The 11921-nt window shown below is 60.8% G+C and carries 10 protein-coding genes and 3 pseudogenes; 6 read left to right on the forward strand and 7 right to left on the reverse strand.

Features of this window, described 5'->3' with window-relative positions; all coding sequences use genetic code 11:
* Positions 1-14 precede the first annotated feature (14 nt).
* The 4 genes and pseudogenes from ACEOAC_RS13535 to ACEOAC_RS13550 form a co-directional block, all read right to left on the reverse strand.
* Entirely contained in the window at positions 15-242 is a 228-nt protein-coding gene (locus ACEOAC_RS13535) for a hypothetical protein (protein ID WP_413445019.1), read from the reverse strand.
* 66 nt (positions 243-308) lie between these two features.
* Positions 309-920: pseudogene (gene istB, locus ACEOAC_RS13540) on the reverse strand (IS21-like element helper ATPase IstB); the annotation flags it as partial.
* Positions 898-1278: a winged helix-turn-helix transcriptional regulator gene (locus ACEOAC_RS13545; RefSeq protein WP_413628393.1), complete on the reverse strand. Its 381-nt coding sequence runs from the start codon at positions 1276-1278 to the stop codon at positions 898-900. The gene ACEOAC_RS13545 and the pseudogene istB, both read right to left, overlap by 23 nt.
* A gap of 83 nt (positions 1279-1361) precedes the next feature.
* The gene (locus ACEOAC_RS13550) at positions 1362-2612 is read right to left on the reverse strand and encodes a sigma-54 interaction domain-containing protein (protein WP_413444637.1); all 1251 of its coding nucleotides are present in this window, start codon (positions 2610-2612) and stop codon (positions 1362-1364) included.
* Between the two features lie 383 nt (positions 2613-2995).
* Between ACEOAC_RS13550 and ACEOAC_RS13555 the strand changes: the two genes are divergently transcribed.
* From ACEOAC_RS13555 to ACEOAC_RS13570, 4 genes and pseudogenes are all read left to right on the forward strand, one after another.
* Entirely contained in the window at positions 2996-3871 is an 876-nt protein-coding gene (locus tag ACEOAC_RS13555; protein ID WP_077235913.1) for an MBL fold metallo-hydrolase, read from the forward strand.
* 22 nt (positions 3872-3893) lie between these two features.
* Entirely contained in the window at positions 3894-4088 is a 195-nt protein-coding gene (locus ACEOAC_RS13560; protein WP_234296685.1) for a DUF2892 domain-containing protein, read from the forward strand.
* Positions 4089-4156: 68 nt separating this feature from the next.
* Positions 4157-5824 (forward strand): annotated as a pseudogene (locus tag ACEOAC_RS13565) (TIGR01244 family sulfur transferase).
* A 10-nt stretch (positions 5825-5834) separates the two neighbouring features.
* Entirely contained in the window at positions 5835-6629 is a 795-nt protein-coding gene (locus tag ACEOAC_RS13570; protein ID WP_241812296.1) for a sulfite exporter TauE/SafE family protein, read from the forward strand.
* Positions 6630-6721: 92 nt separating this feature from the next.
* Here ACEOAC_RS13570 and ACEOAC_RS13575 read toward each other — a convergent pair.
* Both ACEOAC_RS13575 and ACEOAC_RS13580 read right to left on the reverse strand, forming a co-directional pair.
* Positions 6722-7096: pseudogene (locus ACEOAC_RS13575) on the reverse strand (MFS transporter); the annotation flags it as partial.
* A 283-nt stretch (positions 7097-7379) separates the two neighbouring features.
* Positions 7380-8471, reverse strand: coding sequence for a tartrate dehydrogenase (locus ACEOAC_RS13580; protein WP_413444632.1), 1092 nt, complete (start codon positions 8469-8471; stop codon positions 7380-7382).
* A 109-nt stretch (positions 8472-8580) separates the two neighbouring features.
* Here ACEOAC_RS13580 and ACEOAC_RS13585 point away from each other — a divergent pair, with 109 nt between their 5' ends.
* A complete protein-coding gene (locus ACEOAC_RS13585) occupies positions 8581-9567 on the forward strand; it encodes a LysR family transcriptional regulator (RefSeq protein WP_413444633.1) in 987 nt (328 codons plus the stop codon).
* Positions 9568-9652: 85 nt separating this feature from the next.
* Here the strand turns inward: ACEOAC_RS13585 and ACEOAC_RS13590 are convergent, their stop codons facing one another.
* The gene (locus tag ACEOAC_RS13590; protein WP_413444634.1) at positions 9653-10717 is read right to left on the reverse strand and encodes a DNA-binding protein; all 1065 of its coding nucleotides are present in this window, start codon (positions 10715-10717) and stop codon (positions 9653-9655) included.
* A 185-nt stretch (positions 10718-10902) separates the two neighbouring features.
* Between ACEOAC_RS13590 and ACEOAC_RS13595 the strand changes: the two genes are divergently transcribed.
* Positions 10903-11880 (forward strand): site-specific integrase, encoded by a 978-nt coding sequence (locus ACEOAC_RS13595; protein WP_413444635.1) that lies wholly within the window; start codon positions 10903-10905, stop codon positions 11878-11880.
* Positions 11881-11921: the final 41 nt, after the last annotated feature.

Consider the following 11921-nt stretch of genomic DNA (forward strand, 5'->3'; position numbering starts at 1 on the left):
AATCTAAGGCAAGATCAAGTGGCAATGATTTTGGAAAGAATATCCATGTCAATATTGCCGCCCGAAAGAACCGCTAGTACTGGCTCACCATTCAATTGAATTTTCCCCGCCAGAATTGCGGCCAACGCAACGACGCCGCCAGGCTCGATCACTAAGCGCAATGTGTCAATCGCAAATCGGATTGCTTGTTTGACTTCTTCATCCGTTACTGTGAGAGCACCAGATAAGCATGTTGAATTCACGGCTGTGTTATTGCACTAAATACTGACCCAGGATTTGCATCGAATCCTGACCCGTACGAGTTTCTATTATTGCGCAGATGCCTTTTCTGCGGCCCCTCCTTTCTTCGTGTTTCGAGTTGAACTGTTCTTGAAACGGTAGCTGTCATTGCCTGTTTCGACAATGTGACAGTGATGAGTGAGTCGGTCGAGTAGAGCGGTAGTCATTTTGGGATCTCCGAATACGGTTCCCCATTCTCCGAATCCGAGGTTAGTGGTGATGATTAGGCTGGTACGCTCATAGAGTTTGCTGATGAGGTGGAATAGCAAAGCCCCGCCCGCTTGGCTGAATGGAAGGTAGCCAAGCTCATCTAGTATTACGAGATCAGTATGTAGAAGGCGTGTTGCCAAGTTTCCCGCTCGCCCTTGTTGCTTTTCCTGTTCCAGCATATTCACGAGCTCGATTGTGGAGAAATAGCGTACGCGGGCACCGTGATGCTCAATAGCTTGAATCCCAATGGCACTGGCCAAATGTGTCTTGCCGGTACCAGGGCCGCCAACCAGGACTACGTTCTGCCCGCCTCCTAGGAACGCACAAGTATGTAGCTTGCGCACTAGCGCTTCGTTCGCCTCGCTTGCATTGAAGTCGAAGCCGCTGAGATCGCGATAAGCGGGGAACCTAGCGGTTTTCTGTTGATTTGCTCGCAGATTTGACCCTCTCCATTTGACCCACCTTCCATTGCCTGCTGAAGGCAGCCACCCGGTCATACGACCCCTCGTATCCCAGTTCTCTTAAGTCCAGGAACATCTGTTTCAGGGTCCTTCTTTGCTTCCGAGATTTGACCGCCTCTGCGCTGAGCCAAGCAGAGAGCCTGGCGGTGAATTCATCGAGCGAGCTTGGCGAACGCCTTGCTGGATAAGCGGGTTCGCTGACATCGGATCGGATGTAGCGGCGAACTGTGTTGCGGGAAATGTCGAGCCTGCGAGCGATTTCCCGAATTGAGATGCGGTCTCTGATGTACCAGCGTCGAATAATTCCAAGTAGGGCCACGTCTATCACTCCGTTCTCCCGCTCGCTGTCATGAGCAGGATTGTGGTCTAAACATGGGTCAACTTTGGATGCAAATTTCCTGGGAAAGTGGGTCAGTTTTCAATGCAAATCAACACTGCCTCTTTCATACGTCTGTATAACGTACGCTCGCTCATACCCAAGCTTGCTGCCAGCTCCTTGCGGCTGCCGTTGAATTCGCGTGCTATCTCTACAAGATCGCGCACTTCACTTGCAGGCTTGTCCAACCCGGGCGCTCGCGGCGGGTAGAAACGATCCAGTGCGAGATGCTCTTTCTTGATCACTGCATCGTCCGCAAACAGGCGCGCTCGCTCGATCACGTTGCGAAGTTCGCGGATATTTCCAGGCCAGTCGTGTTGCATCAGCTGCGTCATCGCGTCAGCAGAGATTTGCAGCGACTTGCCTGCTCCCCCTGCCCCTCGCTGAAGCAATGACTCGACCAGCAAAGGTATGTCATCACGTCTCTCGCGTAACGGCGGCAGATGGAGCGGGAAAGCACTGATGCGGTAGTAAAGGTCCTGACGGAAATCGCCTTTTGCCACCATTTCCTGCAGCGGCTTATGGGTTGCTGCCACGAGGCGAAATTCGGCCTGCTGTGTGTCGACCGCACCAACGCGCCGGAAAGTGCCGGATTCAATCAGCCTCAACAGCTTGACCTGCATCGCCAATGGCACGTCGCCGATTTCGTCCAGGAACAAGGTGCCACCCTTGGCTGTTTCAACCAGGCCCGCCTTGCGGACGTGGGCGCCGGTAAAGGCGCCCTTTTCGTATCCGAACAACTCGCTCTCGAACAGGCTCTCGGTCAATCCCGAGCAGTCCACCACCACGAACGGCCCATGCACCCGGGGACTGGCTTCATGCACTGCGCGCGCAAACAGTTCCTTGCCACTGCCCGACTCTCCAAGCAGCAAGACCGGTAGATCCGACATCGCCACCCGCTGCAATTCGCCCAGGGCACGATTGAAGGCTGCCGACTTGCCAACCAGCCCCTGGCGACTGGCCTGTACCGAGGCATGACGCACCGTCTGCAGACGCTCGACGAACCCCACCACGCGATGCTGGTGGTCGATGATGGGCCGCAGCTCAACATCCACATGTTCTGGTCCGCGCGGCGTGTGATGAATGTGCAGCACTCGATCCGGGCCCTTGGTGGCCAGCGCACGTTGCAAGGGGCAATGCTCTCCGGCCTGGTCGCAGGGAACCTGGTAATGGTGTGACATTGCATAACACTTGTGACCAATGGGCGCCCTGCCAGCTGTGGCGAACTGGCGCTTGTAGGCGGTATTGGCAGCCAGAATCTCGTACTCCGTATTCATCACGATCATCGGCGTGGGCTCATGGTCCAGATAAGAAATCAGGGCCTGTACCTGGAACGACTGCAAAACATCGGGTAGCGACTCCACGAGATCTCTCGCTTTCTTCAAGACAAATTCAGGCAAATGCTGCCTTCTGGATGGTTCTGGATGGTTCTGGCAAAGGGACATCGGCGACCAGTCCGTGCAGGGCCCGTCACCTCATTTGGGTCGGCGCACCAACGCTGCCAGGTGGCAGTATGACACTGCCAATTGGCAGTGTCACTGGCAGTCATTCGATCTGCAGGTGAAGCGATTTAAGAAAATATTCCTTACAAATCAATTGGTTGAGCAAGTTTCGTGATCTGGCACAAGTTTTGATATGAAGAAAATATCTGACAACAGAGGACGACAACATGGACAACCTGCATATTGAAGGTCACTTCGACCCTGCCACCAGTACTGTGAGCTATCTGGTACTGGATCGCACAACCCGGCAATGCGCACTGCTGGATAGCGTACTGGACTACGATCCCAAATCCGGCCGTACCTCTACCAGTAGCGCCGATCACCTGATCAGGCGTGTGCAGGAGCTCGGTGCCTCGCTGCAATGGATCCTGGAAACCCATGCCCATGCCGACCATCTGTCTGCGGCCCCCTATCTCAAACGCAAGCTGGGCGGACGCATCGCCATCGGTGAGCACATCCGCCAGGTGCAAAACGTATTTGGGGCGCTTTTCAATGCCGGCAGTGAATTTGCCCACGATGGCAGCCAGTTCGATCACCTGTTCGCCGATGGCGAACGCTTCCAGATCGGCGCTCTGCAAGCGCGTGTCATGCACACCCCCGGCCATACGCCTGCCTGTATCACCTATGTCGTGGAGGAAGGTGACCAGATCGCAGCCTTCGTCGGCGACACCCTGTTCATGCCCGACTACGGGACCGCACGCTGCGATTTCCCCGGCGGGAACGCCCGCACCCTCTTCCATTCGATCAACAAGGTACTGAGTCTGCCGCCGCATACCCGTATCTACCTGTGTCACGACTACCAGCCCAACGGCCGGCAGCTTCAGTTCGTCACCACCGTGGCGGAAGAGCGTAGCAATAACATCCACGTCCGCGACGGCATCAGCGAGGAGGAATTCGTGGCCATGCGGACTGCCCGTGACGCCACCCTGGCCATGCCGGTGCTGCTGCTGCCGTCGGTGCAAGTCAACATGCGCGCGGGTCAGTTGCCACCGGCCGAGGCCAACGGCATGCGCTATCTGAAGATCCCGCTGGACGCAGTCTGATCACCCACCCTGAGGAGTCATCATGAAATGCAATGTAGGCGGTATCGACCGCATCTTGAGAATCGTCATTGGCGTCGTCCTGGTCATCCTTGCGGCGACCGGCACCGTGGGATGGTGGGGCTGGCTGGGCCTGATCCCGATAGGAACCGGCTTGTTCCGCTTCTGTCCGCTGTATCCGCTGCTGGGCATCAGCAGTTGCGCTACCCGGGATCGCTGATCCCCCTCCCCTTGCTGGCGGACGCCGGGGCGTCGCCGCCAGGGGCACATCAATCAAGGAGACATTCCATGAACATCAAGCAACTGACGGCCAACTTGTCCGTCTCGGCCCAGATCATGCCTGCCGATATGGCAGAGATCGCGGCGGCCGGCTTCAAATCCATCATCTGCAATCGTCCGGACGGGGAAGCCGGCGACCAACCCAGTTTCAGAGAGGTGGAACAACAAGCTCAGACTGCGGGCATCGAGGCGCGCTATCTGCCGGTGATTCCTGGTCAGGTGGCCAATGCCCAGGCTGACGAATTCGATCGTCTGCTCGAAGATCTGCCCAAGCCCGTGCTGGCCTATTGCCGCAGTGGCATGCGCAGTACCACGCTGTGGGGGCTTTCGCGAGCCGGTCGCATGTCCACGGGGGAGATTTTGACCCGCGCCGAACAGGCGGGTTACGACCTCAGCGCGCTGGTGCGCAGAATCAACCAGAGCAATGCCACCCCATTCGATGTAGCCGACTCGACGCACAAGGTAGTCATCGTCGGTGGTGGCGCGGCAGGTATCTCGGTAGCGTCCAGCCTGCTGGCGCGCCAGCCTGGACTGGATATCGCCATCATCGACCCGGCCGATGTCCATTATTACCAGCCTGGCTGGACGCTGGTGGGCGGCGGCGTATTCAAGCCCGCGCAGACCGCCCGGGTGATGGGATCGCTCATCCCGCGCGGCGTACGCTGGATCAAATCGGCCGTGGCAGGTTTCGAGCCTGAGCGCAATGCGGTGCTGCTGGAAGGCTGCCGTGTGGTCAAGTACGAGCAGCTGGTGGTCTGTCCCGGTCTGAAACTGAACTAGGACGGCATCGAAGGCCTCACCGATACCCTGGGTCGCAACGGCGTGACGTCCAATTATCGTTATGATCTGGCGCCCTACACCTGGGAACTGGTGGAGCGCTTCAAGGGGGGCGATGCCATCTTTACCCAGCCGCCTATGCCCATCAAATGCGCCGGTGCCCCGCAAAAGGCCATGTATCTCTCTTGCGATGCATGGCGGCACGCCGATGTACTCAAGAAATCGAATGTGCAGTTCCGCTCCGCTGGTGCGGTGCTCTTTGGCGTGGCCGAATACGTGCCAGCCTTGATGGAATACGTGCAGGCCTATGGCATCGACCTCAACTTCGGACAGACCCTGACCGCCATCGATGGTGGACGCAAGATCGCCACCTTTGCAGTCAGCTCCCCCGACGGCAGCTCACAGAAAGTGGAAGTACCCTTTGACATGATCCACGTGGTGCCGCCGCAGACGGCGCCGGACTTCATCCGCAGCAGCCCTCTGGCCGATCCGGCCGGGTGGATCGATGTTGATCAATCGACCTTGCAGCACAAGCGCTTTGCCAACATCTTCGGGCTGGGCGATGCGGCCAACTCACCCAACGCCAAGACTGCCGCTGCGGCCCGCAAACAGGCGCCGGTGGTCGCTCACAATGTGCTCCACAATCTGGGCCGGCAATCCGTTCAGGCCCGCTACAACGGCTATGGTTCCTGCCCCTTGACCGTAGAACGCGGCAAGATCGTTCTGGCCGAATTCAACTATGGCGGCAAGCTGGCACCCAGTTTCCCGGCATGGATGCTGGATGGCACGCGTCCATCGCGCCTGGCCTGGCTGCTCAAGGAGCGCATCCTGCCGCCGCTGTACTGGGAGGGCATGCTGAAGGGACACGAGTGGCTGGCGCAACCCGAGATGGTCGGTTGAGGAGGCACAGATGAGCATGAGCCTGTTACTGGGTGCCTTGGTGGGCTGCATCATGGGCCTCACCGGCGCCGGTGGCGGTATCCTGGCCATTCCGCTGCTGGTGTTCGGCCTGCATCTGAGCGTGCCGCAGGCTGGCCCCATCGGTTTGCTGGCCGTTGGCATTGCTTCGGCGATGGGGGCGGTGATCGGTTTGCGGGCTGGCATCGTACGCTATCGCGCCGCCGCGCTGATCGCCGCCGTCGGCATTGTCCTCACTCCGCTAGGCACGTGGCTGGCCCATCAGCTCGATACCCGCTACCTGACGCTGCTGTTTGCCATTGTCATGGCATGGGTGGCCATCAAGGGCATGCGGGATGCCCGGCGCAGCAGGACGGCCGCGGCCACCGTACCAGATGACTGCCCCTGCCTGCGCGACCAGAGCGGACGCTTCGTCTGGACACCCCGTTGTGCCAGTCGCCTGGCCGTCACGGGTGGTGTGGCGGGTGTGCTCTCGGGGCTGCTCGGCGTGGGTGGCGGGTTCGTCATCGTCCCGTCCTTGCAGCGCGTGACCGACCTGGCCATGCAGTCTGTCGTCTCGACGTCGCTCGCGGTGATCGCGCTGATTTCGCTGGTCAGTGTCGGCACCAGCATGGTCAGTGGTCACTTCGATCTCGCAATTGGTTTGCCATTTTCCGCCGGCGCAATGGCCGGAATGTTGCTAGGCGGGAAGCTCGCAGTACGCTGGCACCCCGCCCATCTGAAACTGGCGTTTTCGATAGTTTGCATGGTGGTTTCTGCTGGCCTGATCATGAAGTCCATTCACTGATCATTTGGCATCCATGTTTTCATTTCAAATCCGCTTGTCGTCTCAGATTGCCGTCGGCACCTGTTGCGGTAGCACCTGATTCATCCGGGGCCCTAGACTTTTTGATAAGCGTGCTGGCTCTGCTCCCTTGTCTGGAAGCGCGACATGATCAGCGTAAGCACCGCCGAAAACACCAGCAGCCCAGCCACGAAATACAAGCCACCGGCATAGCTGCCGCTCGAGTCCTTGATCCAGCCGATCACGCTGGGCGCAACAAAGCCGCCAAGGTTGCCGATGGAATTGATGGTGGCAATGCCGGTGGCCGCGGCCGTGCCGGAGAGGAACATGGTCGGCATGCTCCACAGCGGCGGCTTGGCGAAACTGATGCCCACGTTCACCAGCGTCAAGGCCGCGATCAGCCCTACCACGCTATTGGCGCCGGCTGCGATCACCGGCCCCACCGCCGCGGCAACGCAGGCGATGATGACGATCAGACGCCCGCGCGGCGCCTCGGGCGCGAATTGGGGAATACGGACGGCCGGCTGGGCGATGGCAATCGCCGCATCGAACATGCCTTTCAACAAGGAGTCGATCCGGGCCCGCTCGGACGGTGGTTGTACAGTGGGCATGGCGTCTCCGGCAATGGCAGGCTTGATGTGCCTGTCTTCGATTTTTTTTAGCGCGAGGCAGCCCCTCCGGCACCCGAAACCGGGGCCGGGAGGGAGCACGCTTGTCGGCAGAGGCGGTCCGTTTGGACCGCTGAAGAATGGCTTACGCCGCCTTCCGGGTGTGCGCCGCCTTGCTGACGAAGGCGCAGACGGCTGCAGTGACCTGCGCCGTGGTGGCCTTGCCCCCCAGGTCGCCGGTATGCAGCGACGGGTCGGCGGTCACGGCTTCCACGGCCTGCATGACCTGTTCCGCCGCTTCGTGCTCGCCCAGGTGTTCCAGCATCATTACGACCGACCAGAAGGTGCCCACCGGGTTGGCCAGGCCACGGCCCATGATGTCGAAGGCCGAACCGTGGATGGGCTCGAACATCGAGGGATAGCGGCGCTCCGGATCGATGTTGCCGGTGGGGGCGATGCCCAGGCTGCCGGCCAGCGCGGCGGCCAGATCAGACAGGATGTCGGCGTGCAGGTTGGTGGCCACGATGGTGTCCAGCGTGGCAGGACGGTTGACCATGCGTGCGGTGGCGGCATCGACCAGTTCCTTGTCCCACTTCACATCCGGGAATTCCTCGGCAATCTGCACCGCGATTTCATCCCACATCACCATCGCATGGCGCTGGGCATTGCTCTTGGTGATGACGGTCAGCAGCTTGCGGGGGCGCGACTGCGCCAGCTTGAAGGCGAAACGCATGATGCGCTCGACGCCGGCACGGGTCATCATCGACACGTCGGTGGCGGCCTCGATCGGATGGCCCTGGTGAACACGGCCGCCCACGCCGGCATATTCGCCTTCCGAGTTTTCGCGGACGATGACCCAGTTCAGGTCTTCTGCCTTGCAACGCTTCAGGGGCGCGTCGATACCCGGCAGGATGCGGGTCGGGCGCACGTTGGCGTATTGATCGAAGCCCTGGCAGATCTTCAGGCGCAGGCCCCACAGGGTGATGTGGTCGGCAATGTGCGGGTCGCCGGCCGAGCCGAACAGGATGGCATCCTTGTCGCGCAGCGCGTCCAGCCCGTCGGCCGGCATCATGGCGCCGGTCTTGCGGTAGTAGTCGCCACCCCAGTCGAAGTCCTCGAAGTCGAACTTGAATGTGCTGCTGGTGGCGGCCAGCGCCTCCAGCACCTGGCGACCCGCTGGTACGACTTCCTTGCCGATGCCGTCACCCGGAATGGTTGCGATGCGATAAGTCTTCATGTCTCCGGCCTTTCATAAAATGTTTTGGTGAGTGGCACTCTACTGGCGTTCGCTCTACAAAACCGGTGCTAAACTCAAAGCATCCTTAACTTCAATTTAACAATCGCGTATGCAAGACGTGGTTCTTCCTTTGGATTTACGCTTCTTCTCGGTGCTGGCGATGGCCGGCAGCCTGTCGGCGGCGGCTCGCGAGCTGGGCCTGACGACGGCAGCAGTGAGCAAGCACCTGAGCCAGATGGAGAGCCGCGCCGGCGTGCCGCTGGTCAACCGGACCACCCGCCGCATGACCCTCACCCCGGAGGGGGAGCTTTATCTGGAACACGCCCGTCGGATCCTGGATGAAATCGACGAACTGTCCGAACTGCTGGGGAGTTCCAAGCGGCGTCCGGAGGGCTTGCTGCGTGTCAATGCCACCCTGGGTTTCGGACGCAGCCATGTGGCGCCGGTGATCTCGAAATTCGTCGCCGAGTATCCGCAGGTCGCGGTGCAGCTGCAGCTATCCGTGATGCCCCCGCCGTTGACCGACGACAGCTTCGATGTCTGCATCCGCTTCGGCGAGCCGCCTGATACGCGGGTCGTGGCCAGGCGTCTGGCGCCGAACGCAAGGCTGCTGTGTGCCGCGCCCCAATACCTGGCACGACGCGGCATGCCCGTCACGCCACACGACCTGACCAAGCACAACTGCGTGGGAATCCGGCAAGGGGACGAAGCCTACGGGCTATGGCGGCTCACCGCCGGAAGCGGCGCCTCTTCCAAGACGGAGGCAGTGAAGATTCGTGGCAACCTGACTACCAACGATGGCGAGATCGCGGTGAAATGGGCTCTGGAAGGGCATGGAATCCTGCTGCGGGCGGAATGGGATGTACGGGGCTACCTGGAAGACGGGCGGCAGGTTCGGGTCCTGCCCGGCTGGCAGTCACCCAATGCCGATATCTATGCCGTCTACTCCCAACGTCATCAGATGTCCAACCGGATCCGGGCTTTCGTGGATTTCATTGCGGCACAACTGGAACTGGCCGATATCGCACCGGCTGGCCGTCATGAACCCGGCGGAAGCGTTCGTCAGTCCCAGCGCAAGCGGAAGATCACGCCTTAGGGGCTTAGGGGCCGTTAGGGGCTGTTGATCCGCCGCATGGCGGTCTTTGAAACGGCTAACGACGCAACCGGCTCGACGCTGCCGGTCACCGGTTCAAGCCGGCATCTTCTGGTCCCGAAGACGGCGCCTGCTGACCACCCTCTCCTTCATGATTTCTCTGCTGGTGCCATGCGAGCGTCAGCGCTTCGTGGGTTTCCAGCCTGGCGCGGGCGGCCGCCAGTTCTATTTCTGTCTCCTGTAATTGCTTGCGGGCGCCGGCCAGGGCTTCCTCGGTCTGGGCCCGGCTGGCCTGCAGGCTTGCCAGTGCTGCATTCCTGTCGGCCAGTTGCGCCTCCAGCACAAGCTTGCCGGCCGCCACCTGCTGCAGCGATTCCAGCTGCTGCTCGCGCCGATCCGCCAGTGCCTGTTGCTCCACCAGGGCTTGCCGCGCATGCGAGAGGTCGGCCACCAGGCGCACCCCTTCCTGGTTGACGCGGGTGATTTCCGTCTGCTTGACGATAAGCTCCTGGCGCAGTTGACGCAGTTCGGCCTGCACCGTCTGGAGTTGCTGCTCATGCTGCCGCTGATCCTGCTCGCGCTGTTCCTTGGAGGCGCTTCGGTAGTGGTCCAGGGCAGCGCGGGCGTGCTGGTGCTTGTCTTCGAGGGAGAGCCGATGCTGTTCGTTTTCCTCCAGGCGTTCCTGCAAGGCGGTGGTGCGCACCTCCAGTGCGCGCAGGGCAACGGCCTGTTGCTGGCATTCCTCCCGGCTGCTTTCGTGGGCGGCACGGGCAGCGATCAGGGCTTTTCCGGCCAGGTCCAGCCGGGTCGACAAATCCGCATTGGCCGCGTTGGCCTCGGCCAGGGCCTGCTCCATCCGGGCCGTGACTGCCCTCACCTCTTCCCTGGCGGCAATCACGCGCTCATCGGCCTCGGCCTGCAGCTGGGACGCCAGGCGCTCCACCATCTCCTGCAGGGCCGCGCTGATGCTGCGAGGCTGCTGTCCGATGCCCTCCTCTTCTTCCAGTTCCTTCAGATATTTGTGGATGGTGGTCTTGGACCCGGTATTACCCAACTCCACGCGTACCGCATCCACGGAGGGGTGCCGTCCCAGCGCCAGCAGGCTGTCGCGGGCTTTCTTCACTTCCGATTTGTACAAGCCGGTCCGGGCCATGATCGCATCCTGTTATTTGATGATGTATTACATAATACGTAATTACGTAATACAAATGAAGAGATCTCGCCAAATATAATCTTAATATTGAGATTCGATATTAGATGATTATCTGTTCCCATCGGCTAAAATGCCGCTTTTCAGCCCTGCTCTTCCTCTTTTGCGCCTGATGCGCGCGACTCGCCATGATTGCCATTGACGACTACCTGCACGCCGCCACCCGCGAGAACACCCGTCGCAGCTACCGTGCCGCCGTGAAGCACTTCGAGGAGGAATGGGGTGGCTTCCTGCCGGCCACGGCGGACGGGATTCTGCGTTACCTGGCCCGCTATGCCGGCGTGCTGGCGCACAACACGCTCAAGCAGCGGGTCTCCGCGCTGGGCCAGTGGCACATCGACCAGGGCTTTCCAGACCCGACCAAGGCGCCGGTGGTCCGCAAGATGCTGCGCGGCATCCAGGAAGTGCATCCCGCCCAGGAAAGGCGTGCCCGCCCGCTGCAACTGGATGCGCTGGAGCAGGCCGTGGGCTGGCTGGAGCAGCAACAGGACCTCGCTCGCCAGCAGGGCCGCTCTGCCGATCTGCTACGGCATGCACGCGACAAGGCCTTGTTGCTGATCGGTTTCTGGCGGGGCTTTCGGAGTGATGAACTGGCACGCCTGGAAGTGGAGCGCATCGAGGCGGTGGCCGGCCAGGGCATGCGCATCCAGCTGCCGCGCACCAAGACCGACCGCAGTCTCAAGGGCAGCACCTATCTGACGCCGGCGCTGTCGCGGCTTTGCCCGGTGGCGGCCTATCTTGACTGGCTGGCGGTGAGCGGCGTGCGCAGCGGTCCGGTATTGCGCGGCATCGATCGCTGGGGCCGCATCAGCGAGGACGCCATCCATGCCGCCAGCATCATTCCTCTGCTCCGACGCATTCTGGGCGCGGCCGGCATTGCCGATGTTCATCTGTACAGCGCGCACTCCTTGCGCCGCGGCTTTGCCAGCTGGGCCAGCGCCAATGGATGGGAGCTGCGCGCACTGATGGAATATGTCGGTTGGAAGAACATCAGCTCGGCCTCGCGCTACGTGGATTCGCATGACCCCTATCACCGCGACATGCTGGAGCGCTTGCTGCCGCCCAAGCCTTTGCCTTCACCCGCAATCGATGCGCCAGACAGTTAAGGCCGGCATTTTGACGCAACGCGCTGCCGCAAGCATGCCGA

It is taken from the genome of Herbaspirillum frisingense (genome assembly GCF_047325095.1).
GTDB classification, from domain to species: Bacteria; Pseudomonadota; Gammaproteobacteria; order Burkholderiales; family Burkholderiaceae_D; genus Herbaspirillum; species Herbaspirillum frisingense.